At 60.4% G+C, this 18,244-nt stretch carries 16 protein-coding genes; 8 read left to right on the top strand and 8 right to left on the bottom strand.

What is annotated here, in order from left to right:
• Positions 1-395: 395 nt before the first annotated feature.
• The 8 genes from BK658_RS27060 to BK658_RS27030 all read left to right on the top strand — a co-directional run bounded on the left by BK658_RS27060 (position 396) and on the right by BK658_RS27030 (position 6,710).
• Complete coding sequence (locus BK658_RS27060; RefSeq protein WP_123584967.1) at positions 396-1,448, top strand: WD40/YVTN/BNR-like repeat-containing protein; 1,053 nt, start codon at positions 396-398, stop codon at positions 1,446-1,448.
• A 24-nt stretch (positions 1,449-1,472) separates the two neighbouring features.
• Positions 1,473-3,848 (top strand): efflux RND transporter permease subunit, encoded by a 2,376-nt coding sequence (locus BK658_RS27055; protein WP_404943200.1) that lies wholly within the window; start codon positions 1,473-1,475, stop codon positions 3,846-3,848.
• Positions 3,849-3,963: 115 nt separating this feature from the next.
• The gene (locus tag BK658_RS27050) at positions 3,964-4,296 is read left to right on the top strand and encodes a DUF5629 family protein (protein ID WP_123584965.1); all 333 of its coding nucleotides are present in this window, start codon (positions 3,964-3,966) and stop codon (positions 4,294-4,296) included.
• On the top strand, positions 4,283-5,458 hold the full coding sequence (locus BK658_RS27045) for a lactonase family protein (protein ID WP_123584964.1): 1,176 nt from the start codon (positions 4,283-4,285) through the stop codon (positions 5,456-5,458). Before BK658_RS27050 ends, BK658_RS27045 begins: the two co-directional genes overlap by 14 nt.
• Before the next feature lie 156 nt (positions 5,459-5,614).
• Positions 5,615-5,794, top strand: coding sequence for a hypothetical protein (locus BK658_RS27040; RefSeq protein ID WP_123584963.1), 180 nt, complete (start codon positions 5,615-5,617; stop codon positions 5,792-5,794).
• 211 nt (positions 5,795-6,005) lie between these two features.
• A complete protein-coding gene (locus BK658_RS30470) occupies positions 6,006-6,131 on the top strand; it encodes a hypothetical protein (protein WP_259740151.1) in 126 nt (41 codons plus the stop codon).
• A 115-nt stretch (positions 6,132-6,246) separates the two neighbouring features.
• Positions 6,247-6,456: a hypothetical protein gene (locus BK658_RS27035; protein ID WP_123584962.1), complete on the top strand. Its 210-nt coding sequence runs from the start codon at positions 6,247-6,249 to the stop codon at positions 6,454-6,456.
• The gene (locus tag BK658_RS27030) at positions 6,453-6,710 is read left to right on the top strand and encodes a hypothetical protein (protein WP_123584961.1); all 258 of its coding nucleotides are present in this window, start codon (positions 6,453-6,455) and stop codon (positions 6,708-6,710) included. The genes BK658_RS27035 and BK658_RS27030 overlap by 4 nt, the downstream gene beginning before the upstream one ends.
• A gap of 95 nt (positions 6,711-6,805) precedes the next feature.
• Here BK658_RS27030 and BK658_RS27025 read toward each other — a convergent pair whose 3' ends face one another.
• The 8 genes from BK658_RS27025 to BK658_RS26990 form a co-directional block, all read right to left on the bottom strand.
• Complete coding sequence (locus tag BK658_RS27025; RefSeq protein WP_123584960.1) at positions 6,806-7,411, bottom strand: glutathione S-transferase; 606 nt, start codon at positions 7,409-7,411, stop codon at positions 6,806-6,808.
• On the bottom strand, positions 7,408-11,049 hold the full coding sequence (locus BK658_RS27020) for an AAA family ATPase (protein ID WP_123584959.1): 3,642 nt from the start codon (positions 11,047-11,049) through the stop codon (positions 7,408-7,410). The genes BK658_RS27025 and BK658_RS27020 overlap by 4 nt, the downstream gene beginning before the upstream one ends.
• Entirely contained in the window at positions 11,046-12,290 is a 1,245-nt protein-coding gene (locus BK658_RS27015) for an exonuclease SbcCD subunit D C-terminal domain-containing protein (RefSeq protein WP_123584958.1), read from the bottom strand. Before BK658_RS27015 ends, BK658_RS27020 begins: the two co-directional genes overlap by 4 nt.
• A 62-nt stretch (positions 12,291-12,352) precedes the next feature.
• Positions 12,353-13,993 carry a BatD family protein gene (locus BK658_RS27010; protein ID WP_123584957.1) on the bottom strand — a complete coding sequence of 547 codons (1,641 nt, stop codon included), beginning with the start codon at positions 13,991-13,993 and terminating at the stop codon, positions 12,353-12,355.
• Positions 13,990-15,741, bottom strand: a complete 1,752-nt coding sequence (locus tag BK658_RS27005) for a VWA domain-containing protein (RefSeq protein WP_123584956.1) — start codon at positions 15,739-15,741, stop codon at positions 13,990-13,992. Before BK658_RS27005 ends, BK658_RS27010 begins: the two co-directional genes overlap by 4 nt.
• Positions 15,738-16,814 carry a vWA domain-containing protein gene (locus tag BK658_RS27000; protein ID WP_123584955.1) on the bottom strand — a complete coding sequence of 359 codons (1,077 nt, stop codon included), beginning with the start codon at positions 16,812-16,814 and terminating at the stop codon, positions 15,738-15,740. Before BK658_RS27000 ends, BK658_RS27005 begins: the two co-directional genes overlap by 4 nt.
• The gene (locus BK658_RS26995) at positions 16,807-17,301 is read right to left on the bottom strand and encodes a DUF4381 domain-containing protein (RefSeq protein WP_123584954.1); all 495 of its coding nucleotides are present in this window, start codon (positions 17,299-17,301) and stop codon (positions 16,807-16,809) included. The genes BK658_RS27000 and BK658_RS26995 overlap by 8 nt, the downstream gene beginning before the upstream one ends.
• The gene (locus BK658_RS26990) at positions 17,298-18,242 is read right to left on the bottom strand and encodes a DUF58 domain-containing protein (protein WP_123584953.1); all 945 of its coding nucleotides are present in this window, start codon (positions 18,240-18,242) and stop codon (positions 17,298-17,300) included. Before BK658_RS26990 ends, BK658_RS26995 begins: the two co-directional genes overlap by 4 nt.
• Between the last annotated feature and the right edge of the window lie 2 nt (positions 18,243-18,244).

Below are 18,244 nucleotides of genomic sequence, written 5' to 3'. Positions count from 1 at the left end.
AGCTCCCCCTTCAGTTTTTACCGGACACTAGTGACGCTCTGCGTGGGAATGCCGCCATGGACGCTCAGCGTCCGCTGTTGACGTCGTGACGCGGAGCGTCACGGGATGCATTCCCACGCAGAGCGTGGGAACGATCTGTCGTCTGTGAATCCTCGCTCATCATCCCTGCGAATGCCTTGTCATTCAGTGACCGTCCGTGATTCCCCCAGTTAACAAAAGATAACGTGGCGTTGATTGTCAGACCTTTCGAAAGCTGGATAGGATAGGCCAGCTTCCGAAGGGGCTCTAGATTGCGCGTTTCAGGACTATGCTCCCAAAACGGTCAATCGCTACGAGCAGCCCTGCGACGCCCTGAAAGGTTGAACGACCTAACAATAATAATGGGGGAAAGGTCTATGAGTGAGCCTGTCATGGGTGTGGGTTTTTGCCGCCCGCCGGCGCTACGCAGATTCGCGTTGCTGGCTACAGCGCTCTCGCTGTTGGGTTCTGCTGTGCTGTCGGCACCTGTACTGGCCGCAGATGAACCGGCGTCCGATACGGTCTATTCGATTGAATCCGCAAAGTCCGCCAAGGGTCTGATGCTTGATGTTGCGCATGCAGGCAAGCGATTGGTGGCAGTTGGCGATCGTGGCCACATTCTATATTCCGATGACCAGGGCCAGACCTGGACCCAGGCCAAAGTGCCCAGTCGGCAACTGCTGACTGCGGTCTATTTCGTCGATGACAAGCACGGCTGGGCTGTCGGTCATGACGCGCAAATCCTCGCCAGTGAAGACGGTGGCGTTACCTGGATCAAACAATTCGAAGACTTGAAGCGCGAAGCGCCGCTGCTGGCTGTCTGGTTCAAGGACCTCAGCAGCGGTTTTGCCGTGGGCGCTTACGGCGCTCTGCTGGAAACCACTGACGGTGGAAAGAACTGGGCAGACGTCGGCGATCGCCTCGATAACCCGGATCAGTACCACCTCAACGCGATCGCAGCCGTCAAGGATTCCGGGCTGTTCATCGTGGGCGAGCAGGGCAGCATGTTCCGTTCCCCTGACTGGGGGCAAACCTGGGAACGCCTTCAAGGTCCGTACCAGGGTTCGCTGTTCGGGGTGATCGGTACCGCCAAACCGGCGACATTGCTGGCCTACGGTCTGCGCGGCAATCTGTTCCGCTCCACTGACTTTGGCAATACCTGGGAGCAGGTCGAGCTCAAGGCTGCGCGCGGCGCGTTGGAGTTCGGTCTGTCCGGTGCGACCTTGCTCGATGACGGCAGCATCGTGATCGTCGGCAATGGCGGCAGCGTGGTGCGCAGCAGTGACGACGGCGTGACCTTCAGCGTATTCAACCGACCCGACCGCATTTCCGTTTCGGCGGTCACGGCGGCGGGCAATGGCAACTTGATTCTGGTAGGACAGGGCGGCGTTCGCGCTACTTCGCCAATCGGCGCCGAGCTGGGCAAATAATAAGAAGGCGGAGCTATGACATCCATGAGCAGTCATCATCAGGACAAGGCGACGCTACTCGAGCGCCTGATTTTCAACAACCGCCCGGCAGTGATCGTCATCTGCCTGCTGGTCAGCATTTTACTGTTCTGGCAGGCGACGCTGATCCGGCCATCCACCAGCTTCGAAAAAATGATCCCGCTCAAGCATCCTTTCATCGAGAAGATGCTTGAACACCGCAATGACCTGGCCAATCTCGGCAATACCGTGCGTATTTCCGTGGAAGCCACCGATGGCGACATCTTCTCCAAGGAGTACATGGAGACCCTGCGCCAGATCAACGACGAGGTGTTCTACATCTCCGGTGTCGACCGTTCCGGGCTCAAGTCGCTGTGGAGTCCGAGCGTGCGCTGGACCGAAGTGACCGAGGAGGGTTTTGCCGGCGGTGAAGTCATTCCGCAGAGCTACAACGGCTCGGCCGACAGCCTCGATCAGTTGCGCAACAACGTGCTCAAATCCGGTCAGGTCGGTCGGTTGGTGTCCAACGATTTCAAGTCGAGCATCGTCGATATCCCGCTGCTGGAGTCCTACCCGGACCCGCAGGACCAGGGCAAGCTGCTGGCACTGGACTACCAGAAGTTCTCCCATGAACTTGAAAACAAGATCCGCGACAAGTTCGAAAAACAGAACCCCAACGTACAGATCCATATCGTCGGTTTTGCCAAGAAGGTCGGTGACCTGATTGATGGCCTGATCATGGTGGTCATGTTCTTCGGCGTGGCGTTCGTCATAACGCTGATCCTGTTGTTGTGGTTCACCAACTGTCTGCGCAGCACCGTGGCGGTGTTGAGTACCACCCTGGTGGCGGTGGTCTGGCAACTCGGGTTGATGCACGCGTTCGGCTTTGGTCTGGACCCGTATTCGATGCTGGTACCGTTCCTGATCTTCGCCATTGGTATTTCCCACGGTGTACAGAAGATCAACGGGATTGCCTTGCAGTCCAGCGATGCGGACAACGCCTTGACTGCTGCCCGGCGCACGTTCCGTCAGCTGTTTCTGCCGGGGATGATTGCGATCCTCGCGGATGCGGTGGGCTTCATTACCTTGCTGATCATCGATATCGGGGTGATTCGTGAACTGGCCATCGGTGCGTCCATTGGCGTGGCGGTGATCGTGTTCACCAACCTGATCCTGCTGCCGGTAGCGATTTCCTACGTCGGCATCAGCAAACGTGCGGTCGAGCGCAGCAAGAAAGATGCAATCCGCGAGCATTCGTTCTGGCGTCTACTGTCGAATTTTGCCAGCTCGAAAGTCGCCCCGGTTTCGATTCTCCTGGCGCTGATCGCCTTTGGTGGCGGCCTCTGGTACAGCCAGAACCTGAAAATCGGTGACCTCGACCAAGGTGCGCCGGAGCTGCGTCCGGACTCGCGCTACAACCAGGACAACAATTTCATCATCAAGAACTACTCCACCAGCTCCGATGTGCTGGTAGTGATGGTCAAGACCAAGGCGGAAGGCTGCTCGCGTTACGAAGCCATGGCGCCAATCGATGAGCTGATGTGGAAGATGCAGAACACCGAGGGCGTGCAGTCGGCGATTTCCCTGGTGACCGTTTCCAAGCAAATGATCAAGGGCATGAACGAGGGCAACCTGAAATGGGAAACCCTGTCGCGTAACCCGGACGTGCTGAACAACTCCATCGCCCGTGCCGACGGCCTGTACAACAACAGTTGCTCGCTGGCGCCGGTGCTGGTGTTCCTCAACGACCACAAGGCCGAAACCCTCGACCGTGCGGTGCATGCGGTGCAGGACTTCGCCAAGGAGAACAACAAGGACGGCCTGGAGTTCATCCTGGCTGCCGGTAACGCCGGGATCGAGGCGGCTACCAACGAGGTGATCAAGGAATCGGAACTGACCATCCTGGTGCTGGTGTACATCTGCGTGGCCACCATGTGCATGATCACCTTCCGCTCCTGGGCGGCGACCTTGTGCATTGTGTTGCCGCTGGTGCTGACCTCGGTGCTCGGCAACGCGCTGATGGCGTTCATGGGCATCGGTGTGAAAGTCGCGACCTTGCCGGTGGTGGCGCTCGGGGTAGGGATTGGCGTGGATTACGGCATCTACATTTACAGCCGCCTCGAAAGCTTCCTGCGTGCCGGCTTGCCGCTGCAAGAGGCGTACTACCAGACCCTGAAATCCACTGGTAAAGCGGTGCTGTTCACCGGTCTGTGCCTGGCCATCGGCGTGTGCACCTGGATCTTCTCGGCGATCAAGTTCCAGGCCGACATGGGCCTGATGCTGACCTTCATGCTGCTCTGGAACATGTTCGGTGCACTGTGGCTGTTGCCGGCGCTGGCACGCTTCTTGATCAAACCGGAAAAACTCGCCGGGCAGAAGGGCAACTCGTTGTTCGCTCACTGATCGAGGCCGAAAATAACAAAGCCGCTACCTTCGGGTTGCGGCTTTTTTAATTCTCGAATTTCACACCCCCCCTGTGGGGGCGAGCCTGCTCGCTCCCACAGGGTTTGCGGCAACAATGCGCTATCATTGCTGTTTTCCCCTGAAAGACATGATTGCCATGACTGCCGAAACCCTTCTCAACGCCCTCGAACACTGCACCATGGTCGAAATCGACGGCTTGCACGCCTTCGAATTCGCTCTCGACGAAGACGACAATCTGCACATCGAATGCATGGACGGCCGAGCGGCCAAGCACTGGGCGTTCAGCCCGGCTCAGGTGCAGGCGGCGGTATTCGATCAAACCTTGCAGAGCTGGACCATCACCGGTGATACCGGCGAGCACCGACTGGTGTGCATGGACGCGTTCGGTGGTGGTGACGAAGGGGACGACGAGCATGAAGATGCGTAACGTCTGGCCACTGTTGATGGCCGGCAGTTTCGGCGCGATGGGGCTGCAGGCAGCCCCCGCCGACATCCATGAGTTGCTGATCGGCACCTACACCCAAGGCCAGAGCCAGGGGATTTACCGACTCAAATTCGATAGCCAGAGCGGTCAACTCGACGCGACGCCATTGCAGGTGGTCAAGAGTGCCAACCCGTCGTGGCTGACCTTGTCCAGCGATCAGCGTCGACTGTTTGTGGTCAACGAGAATGGTCCGGGGCAAGCCGACCCGGTAGGGCGCGTCAGCAGCTTCGCCGTCGAGCCGAACACCCATGCGCTGAGCCTGATCGGTCAGGTGCAGAGCCTGGGCAACGAGCCGACCCATTCCAGCCTGAGCGCTGACGGCAAGTACCTGTTTGTCAGTAATTACTCGGTGGCTGAAGACCCAGGTGGCAACCTGGCGGTATTGCCGGTGAGCTCCGATGGCAAGCTGGCGCCACCGGTGCAACTGAGCAGCCATCAGCCGAGCCGGGTCAATCCTGAGCGGCAGATGTCGGCGCACGTGCATTCGACAGTGTCCTCGCCGGACGGTCAGTACGTGTTTGCCAATGACCTGGGCGCCGACAAGATCTTTGTCTATCGCTATGACCCCAAGGTCAATCCGGAACGGCCGCTGACCGCTGCCACGCCGGCCTCGGTTCAGTTGCCACCCGGCAGCGGGCCGCGGCATTTGCTGTTCAGTAGCGATGGCAAGCACGCGTACCTGACCCTGGAAATGAGCGCGCAAGTTGCGGTGTTCGATTACCAGGCCGGCAAGCTGACTCAGCGGCAGATGGTCGACCTGGCAGCCGGCAAAGCCCCGGCGCAGAAAGCCGCCGCTGCGCTGCATGCCTCGTCGGATGGCAAATTCCTCTACGTCAGCAACCGTGGCACCACTAACGAGTTGCTGGTGTTCGCCATCGATCCGGCCAATGGCGAGCTCAAGGAGCTTCAGCGCCGTTCGGTGGAGGGGGATCACCCGCGTGAGTTCAGCCTCGACCCAAGCGGCAAGTTCGTGCTGGTCGGCAACCAGAAGAGCAACCAGATCGTCATCATCGCGCGTGATGTGAAGACCGGTCTGCTGGGCAAAACCGTGCAAAAACTGCCGTTCGACTCACCCAGCGACATCAAGTTCTTCCTGCGTCAATAGGTCGCAGGCCCCGTACGCCGGGGCCTGCGTGGTTCTATTAATCTGAGTGATATCCGCTACTGCTACAAAAGATTTCAAGAGCGCCAACCCTCGGGCGTAAGTTTGCTTCACGGTCTACACCGGCAAAAGCCAACTGAATCTACGAGGGTTACCGTCATGAACTTCAATCTCTTCTCTGTTATCGCCGCTTCCGCTATCTCAGCCAGCGTTGCTCTGCCAGCCAGTGCCAATATTGAGATCAGCTCGAAAAAATCCGGCACCCACAGCTACACCCAGAAATACCTGCAACAAAGTGCCAACTTCTACGCCGCGCTGGATCACAAGATTCAACACTGAGATTCAAACCCTGCCGATTTTATGCAGGAGCGAAGTCACTTGATCCGATCGGCGATTCTTTCGCTGGAAAGACCAGAGTGATGTCGCTCCTGCATAAAGCATTTGCGACTCCGCACCCCAATCAGCACAAATATCTCGTGTAATATCACATGGCCATGTGTTTAAATTTGACGCTAATTTATTGACTCAATCTTTCCCAAGGATCGATGACATGGCGATGCGTCTGGCTGTGGTGCTGCTGTTTCTCTATTCCACCCCGATTCTCTCGGCTGCCCGGCCGGTCGAGAGCGAGCCTGAGGCCGCGCACGAGCGTTTGATGAGCGTGTTGCAAGACTGAAAGTCGTCAGATTTTCGATCAATTAAACTGATAGCTACTATGCATAAAGGTCGCTATTCATGGCCGGTTGTTTGATTGATTCTGTGGGCACTGAAACATGCCCACGGAGAATCCCATGGCCAGCGCAATCCTTTCTTCTGCCAAACACGGCGCGTATGTAGCCATTGGTTTATACGTGGTGATGGTTCTGGTGGTCAGCCTTTCGGCCCAGTCGCAGCGCGTCATGCAAGCGCCGATTCAGGTCGCTTATCCCGCCATCCAGTTTGAACACGCGCAGCACGCCAGCGCTGAGCATTCTGACGTCGCGGGAGCCGTGGGGGTATGAAAGGGCGCAAACTGATGGTCGTCGCCTTCCTGGCATTCCTGACCAATGGATCTTCACTGCTCGGCATCGGCCAAGGCTCGGCGGGATCGCTGGCACGGGCCATCGAGTGCAATCACAACATTGCCCACAACATCCAGACCGCCAAGGCGCTGGGGTTATTGGCGGGTAACCCGCCGGCCAAACCCAAGGCAGTGGTTCTGGGGCCGTTTGAGGTTGATTGCTCGGCGCTGCAAATGTGCAATGCGTTGGCGTAATCAAATGTGGGAGCGAGCCTGCTCGCGATAGCAATATGACAGTCGATATCAATGTTGAATGTCAGTCAGTCATCGCGAGCAGGCTCGCTCCCACACTAGGTCTTTGCCATGACCGCGATAAAAAGATCTGACTCTAGAATATTCTGTAACCACGCCTGCAAGTGCCGATAAGGCGTCTGCGCAAACCACTCGCGGTCGACATGCGCGAACTGACGTATGAACGGCGCCAGGGCGATGTCCGCCAGGCTCACGTGATCGGCTACCAGATAAGCTCGCTGTTGCAGCAACTCATCCAGTTCGCGCAAAAACACTTCGCCTTCCGCGCGGTAATGCTCCATGGGGTGGTCCGGGTAGCGCTCAGCGTATTTGTAGCGATTGAGGTGCAGCTTGAACGTCTGATCGTTTGCCTCGATCAGCGCAGCGCCCAGTTGCTGCGCTGCTGGATCGTCCTTTAGCAACCAATCCTGCGGGTCGTTCTGTTCCAGCGCCCACTGCATGATCTCCAGGCTTTGCTCGATCACCCGACCGTCCAGGCTCAGCACCGGCACGGTGCCTTTGCTCGACAGCGCGAGCAGCTCCGGCGGCTTGGCTTTCAGGCTGACCTCGACAATGTCCACCGCCACTGAACTGTAACGCAGCGCCATGCGTGCGCGCATGGCGTAGGGGCAGCGGCGGAAGGAGTAGAGCGTCGGCGTGCTCATTTGACCTCCAGTGTGCTCAGGCCATTGCCTTGGCGACGAACCTGGATCTGCACCGGGATTCGCTCGTGCATTTCCTGTACGTGGGAGATCACCCCGACCTTGCGACCTTGCGCCTGCAAGCCATCGAGGGCGTCCATCGCCAATTGCAGTGACTCGGGATCGAGGCTGCCGAAGCCTTCATCGATGAACAGCGATTCGATTTTCAGCGTGCTCGATGCCATCGAGGCCAGGCCCAGCGCCAGTGCCAGCGACACCAGGAAGGTTTCGCCGCCCGACAGCGAATGCACCGAACGCAGTTCATCGCCCATCTCCGTGTCCATCACCAGCAAACCAAGCATGCTGCCGCCGCGCTTGAGCCGGTAGCGGCGCACCAGTTGGCGTAACTGGGCGTTGGCGTGATGCACCAGCAGGTCGAGGTTGTAGGCCTGGGCGATCTTGCGGAAAGTGTCTCCGGTGGCCGAGCCAATCAGGGCATTCAGTCGTGCCCAGCGCTGCCACTCGTTGTAGGCATCGCTGATGCGTTGGGCCAGCGCTTGATTGGCGTCCTGACGGCGTTGATCTTCGGCTTGTTGCGCACGCAGTTCGGCGCAGAGCTGTTCGCTGATGCCGAACTGGTTTTGCAGCTCGCTGAGGGCTGAGGCCAGTTGTTCGCCATCGAGATTGCCGTTGTGTTGCGTCTGATGGCTGTGCAGGCGCTGTTCGCGTTCATGCACTAGCACCTTGGCTTGCTCGATGGCTTTTTCGCCGAGCTGAAGCTGTTGGCGCAGCTGGCTGACGTGCTCGTCGCTGAACGCGAGTAACTGCTCCAGACCGCCATCGTCCAGTTCCGGATGAAGGGCACGCCATTGGGCAATCCTGCCGCTCAGCTCATGACTTTCGGCTTCCAGCGCGTGCTGGCGTTGTTGCTCCGCCCTGAGCTCGGCGGCCAGTTGAATCTGCTGGCTGCGGACTTCCTGCAGGTGCTGATTGGCCATGGCTTCAGCCTGTCGAGCCTGTTCGACGGCCTGATCCAGTTGCTGTTGCCACTGTTCGGCGCTCGGCTGGTCGCCCAGCAGTTCAGCGAGTTTCTGTTGGGCGGCGTGTTGCTGCTCGGCGAGTGCGCTGAACTGCAATTGTGCGGCTTCCAATTGCTGCACGCGTGTCAGCTGCCGGTCCTGTTCTTTCTCCAGGTTTTGTTGACGCTGTTGTTGTTCGCTGAGCTCTTCGCGTTGCAGCTCCAGCTGTTCCAGACGCTGGGCAACCTGCTGATCGAGTTGCATGAAGGTCGCAGCGGGCTCGTTGCGCAAATCGTTAAGGGTCGCAGCCGGGAGCAGGGCGCTGAACGCTGCCAGTTCTTCTTCAAGGCGCTGGCTGTCATTGCTCAACTCGCGTTGCTGGATCGCCAGTTGCTGGGCAGCCTGTTGGCCGGCCTGGTCGGCGGCTTGCAGTTGTTGCTGAAGACGTGCGGCGTCTTGCTGCAAGGTGAGCAGGGCGCTTTGTCGTTGTTCGTCCTGGGCAATGCTCTGATTCAACTGAGCACTTTGCTGATTCAGCCAGGCGTCGCGTTTGCCGGCTTCCTGGATCAGCAACTGGGCGGCCAGTGGATGCGCTTCAAGGCTCGGTGTCAGGCTCTGCTGCTGGGTCGCCAGCTGTTCCTGTTGTTGCAGCAGTTCTTTTTGCTGGGCAATCAGCCCGCCGACGTCGGTGCGCAGGTCCGCCAGTTTCTCCTTGAGCAGGTCAACGGCTTTTTGCGCGTTGGCCTGTTCACCTTCGTCGTGACGGCCGAGGCTTTGCAACAACGCTTCTGGCCGATGATAAGGATGCTCGACGCTGCCGCAGACCGGGCACGGTTGATCGTCCTGCAACTGCCCGCGCAACTCTTCGACGCTGGCACTGCGCGCCAGGCGCTGACGCTCCAGCAGTTCCTGGGTGACTTTCAGGGTTTGCTCGGCGACGGTCAGTTCGGCCTTGGCCTGGACGCCTTCGCGGGTCAGGCGTTCGCGTTCTGTCTGGACGGTCTGCAGGCGTTGTTGCAGTTCCTGCGTGCGCGTGTCCAGCTCCTGCTGACGGGCCCACAGCCGCGCGAGTTCTTCGATGGCGCGTTGCTGCTTGCGGTTGTCTTGCAGCAGGCTGCCGAGGATCTGAATCTGTTCGGCAACAGCCGCAGGTTCAGCGCCGGCTTCGCTGTAGAGCAGCTCCAGGCTTTTGCGTTGCGCGCTGAGCTGGGCGGCGGTGTCGGCAGCCCGTTGCTCCAGGTCGAGTAGTTCGACCTGGCCCTTTTTCAAGCGATTGCCCACCAGCATCAGTTGCTGCAAACGTTCGCGATAAGCATTCCAGGCATCACTGACGGGAGCCAGTTGGAGGCTCTGTTCCAGTTGCGTCGCAATCGTCGCCAGGCGTTCGGCAACCCGTTGTTGCTGTTCGAGCATTTGCGCGATGGCTTGCTGGCCTTCGGTGCTGGCCTGTTCGGCGTTGTGCTTGAGTTCGGTTGAGGCGTTGATGGCCTGGGTCAGTCGCGCCAGGTTGCTCTGTTCTTCGAAGGCCTGACGCAGCAGCGGGGCGTTGTTGCTGTGCTGGCTTTGGGCCTGGGTCAACGCGGCTTTTGCGGATTCCAGGCTGGTTTCGAGTTGTACCTGACGGGTTTGCAGCTCGCTTTGCTGTTGACCGTGTTGCTGAATCAGCGCGGCCAACGGGCTCAATTGCGCGCTCAGCTCGGTTTGCCGGGCAAACTGATGCCGCTGTGGCGCCAGTTGTTCCAGGCGCGCCAGGTTCAGTCGTTCGCCAGCCTGGGCGTCCCACGACTGTTGAGCCTGTTGCAGTTGTTCAGCAGCGGCCTGTTGCTGGTCCTGCAACTGGTGCAATTCCTTGAGCCAGGTGTTCTGCAGTTCAAGTTGCTTGAGCTGTGCTTGCTGGTTCTTGAGTTGTTGCTGGGCGTCGTTGAAGCGCTGATCGAGTTCGGCGCGGGCCTCGGGTTCAAGGGGCGTTACGCCAGTGGCCTGATCTTGCAGCAACTTGTGGGCTTCGCGGGTTTCCTTGCTTTTGTCGAAAGCACGCTTGCCCAGGCGCGTGTAGAGCGCGGTGTCGGTGAGTTTTTCCAGCAGTTCGCTGCGGTCGTTGTCATCAGCCTTGAGAAACGCGCTGAACTCGCTTTGAGCGAGCATCACCGCGCGGGTGAACTGTTCGAAGTTCAGGCCCAGCACGGCTTCAAGCTGAGTCTTGTATTCGCCTTTCTGGCTGGCCAGTAGCTGATCGGTGTCGAGGTCGCGCAGGCTTTGACGGCTGGCTTGCAGTTTGCCGTTGGCTTTTTCACGGGCGCGATTGGCCTCCCAGCGTGCACGGTAGCGACGGCCGTCGATGCCGACAAAGTCGACCTCGGCATAGCCGTCACCGGTGCCACGGCGCAGCAGGGTGCGCGGGTCGCCGGTGGCGATTTCGCCATCTGCATCCGGTACCTTGGCGTCTCGTCCGGTGTTGTTGAGGCGCGGCACTGCGCCAAACAGCGCCAGGCACAACGCATCGAGCAAGGTGCTTTTGCCGGCACCGGTTGGCCCGGTAATCGCAAACAGACCGGAACTGGCCAGGGGTTCGGCGGTGAAGTCGATTTCAAAGGGGCCCGCCAGCGAGGCGAGGTTTTTCAGGCGGATCGCGAGGATTTTCATGGCTGTTCGCTCTCCTGCTGAACGTCTTGCAGCAGCACCGCAAAGTCCTTGAGTGTCTGTTCGTCGACGGCGCTGCCGTAGTTATCGAGCCAGGCACGGCTGAATAATTCCTCTGGCGTGAGCTGGTCCAGTTCGACCAGCTGACCCGTATCATCCGCGCCGTCTCGACCGCCATTGCCTGCGTATTCGGCAGCGATTCGCACCAGCCGCACAGCTTTGCCTTGCAGGGCGGTTTCGATCTGTTGGCGCAGGTCCGGTTGCGGTTCATCGAGGCGTACGCGGACTTCAAGCCACGGTTGGCGCTGGAGATCGGCCAGCAGATCGATGTTCGGCAAATCCGCGAGTTGCGTCAGGATTTCACTGAGCGGAGCAGGGCCCAGGCGTTGCAGGTTGACCGCACGGGGGATCAACCGGGGTTCGACGCTGAGCAGCGTCTCGCCATCGAGCGTGATGTCGAGAATCTGATGCTGATAGCCGATTTCGGAAAACGACAACGGAATTGGCGACCCGCTGTAGCGAATGCGCTCCTCGCCGTTGACCTTCTGCGGCTTGTGCAAATGGCCAAGGGCAACGTAGCTGATACTCGGCCCGAACAGGCTGGCGGGCAGGGCTTCGGCATTGCCGATGATCAGGCTGCGCTCGGAGTCCTCGGACACCGATCCACCGGCCATGTGCGCATGGCTGATGGCGATCAATGCCTGACCGGGTTGGCGCTTGGCATTGGCGGCTTCGATCAGCCATTCATGCACCTGACCGATACCGCGCAGGTAGTTGTCGCCCAGATGCGCGCCGGTAACTTCGGCGGGGCGCAGAAACGGCAGCGCCAGGCACCAGCCGGCGATTTCACCGGAGGCATCGGGTAGCGGAATCAGCAAGCGTTCGGCGTCCAGTTGCCCGTCATCGAGCCACAACACCCGGCCCAGCGCGTGAGTGCGCAACCGGCGCATCAGCGGCGCGGGCAATTCGATTCGCGAGCCGGAGTCATGGTTGCCGGCGATCATCACGATGGTCAGCGATGGCTGCTGCTCGTGTGCGCTGACGATGAAGTCATAGAGCCGTTCCTGGGCTTTGACCGGTGGATTGACCGTGTCGAAGATGTCGCCAGCGATCAGCAGCACATCGGGCTTTTCGAGCGCCAGCTGACGCAGCAGCCAGTCGAGGAAACAGCCGTGTTCAAAGTCGCGTTCCTGGCCATGCAGGTTTTGCCCAAGGTGCCAGTCGGAGGTGTGGAACAGACGCAAGGCAAACTCCGCGAATACTCAATATGAAAAAAGAACCCGTTGATTGGGTTTGGGACGAGCGGTTACTTCGGATAAAGCGGCGGCAAGCCACTGTCGCCGACCGGGTCGTGGACCCGTTCGGCAATCGGGATGGCGCGGATCGCGCGCCAGAGTTCTTCGCCTTGCCAGTAATGCCCGGTTTCGCTGTAGAGCGCACCGTTCAAGCCGTCGAGTGCGTCGGACAGCGGTACGAAGCGTGCAGCCATGTCGGCCAGGGTTTCCGGCTGTTGACGGGCCCAGGCGTCGAGCGCCTGACGGGTGGCCTGAGGGTCGTTGGCCTGGCACGCACGCTTGAGGTCGTCGAGTAGCGTGCGCGGGCTCGGGCCGGTTTGCGCGGCGCGCAGAATCGCCGGCTGCCAACGCGCACGCCACCACAGGCCGAAGCCAAGCAAGGTGGTGCAGGCGAGGATCAAGGTGCTGAGTTTCCAGTACCAGAGTGCTTCACTGCCGAGCGCTACGGTAGCCGGCACGTTGCCCGCTGGAGTATCGACCATCAGGCTCGGGTTACTCACGGCGTTCAGGGTGCGAGCGGGCAGGCTGCTGCGCTCCAGATGATCTTGAAGGGTATTCCACCAGACCACTTCCACGGGCGGCAATTCGATCTGCCCGATACGAGTGGGCACCAATGCTTCGCGGTCTTCGCGGGTGCCGATCAACCCCCGGTCACTGGGCTGATTGCTCAGTTGTGGCTGATCGGGATAACGCCGCAATCCGCTGGTTTCGGTGGCGGGCAGGGGCGGCAGTTGCGAGCTGGCCAGGCCTTCGGCTTTCAGGGTCAGGCTGCGGGTCATGGAGTCGCCCACTTGAACGTGATCAGGCGTAGGGTTCCAGCTTTCACTGAGACTCAGGCTGCGTGCTGGCAGCCAAGGGGCGTCGGCAGGATAATCGGCCGGTTTGGGCTTGACGTTCAGGTTGAGCCCGGTGGAACTCACGCGAATCAGTTTGCCCGCTTTTGGCCCTTGCGGGGCCGGCTCCTGAGAAGGTTGCGTCTCCACCAGGGTGGCGCTGAATATCTGCGCGGGAATCGTCAGCAGGCCACTGTGTTGTGGGTAAATTGCGTACTGCCGTTCGATCACGCCGTGGCGCAGGTCATTGATGACTTTTTCGTAAGTGCGCGACTCGCCGAGTTGTTCGACACGGGCATCGGGGATTTGCAGCGCGGTAAGGCTGCTGTCGTCATACAGCGACACCGAGTGATAGATGCGCAAGGTCAGAATCGCCTGGGCCTGCACGTACACCGTGTCTTGATCAAGGCTGGTCTCGATGAACACGGGCGCCAGTTTGTCAGCGCTGTCCTGCTTCTCGCTTTCGACCACCTGCAAGTTGATCGGCTGGCTTTTGTACTCACCAAGCGCCAGGGGTGGGATAACCAGTGTGCCGTTGTGCCGGGGCAGGAGGGTGATGATCCAGCGGGTGGTGGCGTGGCTGTCGGCGCCCAGGGTTGTGAGCTGGTTGACCTGGCGGGTGCCGCGAACCTCGAACAGCGGGTCAAGTACGCTCAGGTCAGGTTTGCCGAACTGCGTGACATCACTGGATTCGAGGGTCAGTTCGACCGTCTCGCCGGAATTCACGCGGCTGCGATCGATGCTGGCAACCAGACCCGCAGCCTGGGCACCCACGGTCCAGAGCGAAAGGCTGAGCAATAGAGCGGTGAAGCGGGTCATCGAGTTTTTCCCTGATCCTGATGTTGTTGCTGTTCGTACCAGAATTTACGTTTAAGCAGTTCGCCCGGCTCATCCGGGATTTTACGCAGCCATTGCTCCAGGGCCTGGCGGTGCTCGCCGTCGAAGTTGGCGTCGGCGGTGCGGATCGGCGGTGTGCTGCGTTGTTCGTTGCCCAACTCACTGCCCGGCACTTCATTATTGCCCGGTTGTGGCGGGCTGTCGGTCTGGTTTTCGCTGTTGGCGTCGTTGCGCGATTGCGCGGTTTGCGTGTCGGTCTTTTGCTCGTCACCGGTCGAGGTTTGTGTCGACGCACCCGGTGGTGGGGGTTGCTGAGTTTGCGGGTGCTCTTCGCCGTCGGTTTTATCGGGCTCATTGGGTGGGGTGGGGGCTTTCTGTTTGATCAACGCTTCTACCAGCGCTTTGTTGGTCTGCGCCGGGCGTAAATCAGGTTGCAGCTCAAGGGCTTGTTCATAGGCATCGACGGCAGCTTCCAGTTCGCCGCTTTTAGCCAGGGCGTTGCCGCGATTGTAGTTCGCACGGGCGTCGTTGCCTTCGGCGAAACGCTCGGCGGCAGCGGCATACTCACCGGCCTCATAAAGCGCGACGCCTTGCCATTGCCGGTCCTGAAAACGCTGCGCGGCCTCCGCGGGCTGCTGTTGCTTGAGCAAGTGCAGGCCCTGTTGGTCCGGGCGCAGCCAAAGATCGTTGAAGTCGAAGGCGTAACTCGGTTGCGGCAGCATGAACAGCAGTGGCAGGCAGAACAGCCAGCCTCGGCGTCCCGCGCAGGCCGTCAGCAGCAACAGCGGCAGTAACAGCCAATAGCCCTGATCGGCCCAGGTATCGAGGCGCAGGGTCTGGCCATCGTTACGCACGCTATGCGGGCTATCGAGCAGCCCGAGACCGCGCAGGTCGCTGTCGTCCAGTTGTGCCTGCCGGTAACGCCCCTCCATTTCACTGGCAAAGGCTTTCAGGCTTGGCCCGTCGAGACGCGGCACGAGGATCGCGCCTTGCGCATCCTTGAGGAAACTGCCGTGTTCGTCAGCGATCGGTGCGCCTTGCGGGGTGCCGATGCCGAGCATCAACCATTGCGGTGCCTGACCGCGCAGAGCCTGACGAATACCCTGGCGCTCCTGTTCGCTGAGGGATGAGCCAATCAGCAGAATCCGGCCCTGGCCGAGGGCGCCGCGGTTGAGTAATGTCAGTGCCTTGGCCACGGCCAGATCGGCGCGATGACCGGCCTCGGGCATGATCGAAGGTTTCAGCGCTTCCAGCAGGTTGCTGCTGGTGGCCAGGTCGTCCGAGAGCGGCACCAGCGTGTGCGCGCTGCCGGCATAGACGACGATGGCGGTCTGTGCGTCGCTGCGGGCTTGCAAGAGATCGAGCAGCTTGCGCCGGGCCTGTTCAAGACGCGTGGACGGCACGTCGGTGGCGAGCATTTCCGGGGTCAATTCAAACAGAACCACCAAGGGGTCGGCAGGTTTCTGCGCAGATTGTTCGACCCGTTCCCAACTGGGCCCCAATAGCGCCAATACCGCCAGAGCCCAGGCCAGACCCAGGGCGACCCACGGCAACTTGCTTTCACGTCCGTTGCCACCGCTGAGCAGGGCGGCGTGGAAGGCCGGCGGCAGGATCATCTGCCAGCGACCCGCGCGTTTTTGCCGGTGCCAGAGTTGCCACAGCAACCAGCCCAATAGCGGCAACAGCAGCAGCCACCAGGGACGGAACCAATGCGGCCAGAGCGCGATCATCGGCGTCTCCGTAGGCGCAGGCGGTTAAGCCGCTGGCGCCAGTCTGGGTGCTGTTGCAGAAAATTCGACCGGGTGAAAAAACGTTGCATCGGGTTGTCTGGCCAGCGTTCGCGGATCACCAGCAACAGGCTCATCAGCAACGCGGCGGCCAGCGGCCAGCTGTACAGCGCTTGCGCCGGGCGAGCCTGGGTGGGTTGTTGAGTCACAGGTTCGAGTTGATCGAGGGTCTTCTTGATCTCCAGCAGTTCCTTGCCGTCCCGTGCACGGAAGTAGCGCCCACCGGTAGCCTCGGCGATGGCTTTCAAGGCGGGTTCATCGAGGTCCATGGTCGGGTTTCCCGCTAGAAAAGCCAGAGGGCCTGCTTGCTCCGGATCGGCGCCAATGCCGATCGGGTAGATTTTCACGCCTTCTTCGGCAGCCAGTCGCGCAGCGGTCAGCGGATCGATTTCACCGCCATTGTTCGCGCCGTCGGTGACCAGAATCAGCACGCGGCTCTGCGCCGGACGTTGGCGCAAGCGCTTCAAGGCCAGGCCGATGGCGTCGCCAATGGCGGTGTTCTTGCCGGCAATGCCGATCCGCGCTTCGTCAAGCCAGATGCGCACGGTGCGCCGGTCGAACGTCAGCGGTGCTTGCAGATACGCCTGGCTGCCGAACAGGATCAGACCGACGCGATCGCCATCGCGCCCTTCAAGGAAGTCACCGAGCAAGTGTTTGACCAGTGTCAGGCGGCTGACGTCTTCGTCTTGCCACTCCATGTCGGGGAAATCCATGGAGCCTGAAACATCGACAGCCACCAGCAAGTCGCGCCCACTGGCGGCAATCGGCAGCGGTTCGCCGAGCCATTGCGGGCGTGCGGCGGCGATCAACAGCAGCAGCCAGAGCAGGATGAACGGTGCTTGCTGGCGCCAGGTCGGCAGGTTGACACGGGCGCGACGCCGGGCCAGGCCTTCAAGGTCGGACAGAAAGCTGACCTTGAGCGCCGGTTCGCCGCTGTCGGCGACCGGAAGCACAATCCGCATCAGCCACGGCAGTGGCAGCAGAGCGAAGATCCATGGCCAGGCGAACTCAAACATGCTTGCGAATCCAGGTGTCGACGGCTTGTGTCAGGCCGGCGATGGCCTTGTCGTCGAGTTTGCATTCCGGTTTGTAAGCGCCTTCAACCAGGATCATCCAGCGGGTCAGGCCGGCAGCCGGACAACGGTTGTCGAGAAACGCCAGCCATTTACGACCGTTAAGGGTGTGGCTCTGGCTGTAGGGGTAATGGTTGCGGCACAGGCGCTTGAGCAGCCCATTGAGTTGCTGCAACCAGGCCCCGGCGGGCGCACCGTCATAGGGTTTGGGCATTTGCGCCAGTTCCGCCAGCGCCGCCAGTCGCACCGGGTCCAGCGGCTGTTCGGCGCGCACAATAGAACGTTTGACGGGAATAAAGCGGCGCAGTTGCCACAAGCCCAAGCCGATCAGTGGCAGCAGTACCAACAGCAGCCACCAGCCCGGCGCCGGTGGCCAGAACTCGATAGGCGGTGGAGTCATCAGGGGTTGCAGTTGATCAAGGCTGTTCATTGGCTTTTACCCGGACGTTTCGGGTTCAGGTATTCACGCAATTGTTCGACCATTTCGCTTTGAGTGCTCAGCGGCATTAACAGCACGCGCAGTTTCTGCGCCAGCAATTCCCAGCGGGCGATGCGGGCTTCGGCCTGAGCGCGATAATTTTGGCGCAGGTCGACGTTCAGCGTATCGAGTTCAAGTTGAGCCCCTCGCTCGGCGAAACGCAGCAAACCGGCAGCGGGCAGGGCGTGGTCCAGAGGGTCGGAGACAGGCAATAACAGTAAATCACAGTGCCGCGACAGCAGGCTTAGTTGCTGCTCGGCGCCTTCGGACAAGGCGCGCTCGTCGCAGATCACGATCACCAGGCTCCCGGGGCGCAGAACTTCGCGTGCGCGGCGCAAGGCCATGCCCAGACTGTCGCGATCCGGCTCGCTTTCGGTCGTGAGGGACTGATTGACGCGCACCATGCGGTTGAGCAGTTGCAGCAGGCTTTGCTTGCTGCGCCGGGGTTTGATTTCGTAATGCTCGTTGTCGCCGTACACCAGCCCGCCAACACGGTCGTTGTGTCCCAGCGCAGCCCAACCGATCAGGCTCGCGGCTTGCGCGGCCAACACCGATTTGAACATCAGCCCCGAGCCGAAAAACAGCCGACGACTTTGCTCGACCATGATGAAAATCGGCCGCTCGCGCTCTTCGTGAAACAGCTTGGTGTGCGGTTCCTGGGTGCGTGCGGTGACGCGCCAGTCGATGGTTCGCACATCGTCGCCAGCCTGATAGACCCGCACCTGATCGAAGTCCACGCCACGCCCGCGCAGCTTGGAATGGTGCAGGCCAATCAGCGGGCTGCGCTGGCTCGGCGTGGAAAACAATTGCACTTCGCGCACGCGATGGCGCATCTCGATCAGCTCGGAGAGACTGACCCGGATACCCGGTTCGGGCGCAAGCGGCTTGGTCATCG

It is taken from the genome of Pseudomonas brassicacearum (genome assembly GCF_003732175.1).
Taxonomy (GTDB): domain Bacteria; phylum Pseudomonadota; class Gammaproteobacteria; order Pseudomonadales; family Pseudomonadaceae; genus Aquipseudomonas; species Aquipseudomonas brassicacearum_G.
This window is presented reverse-complemented; position numbering and strand designations above follow the sequence as displayed.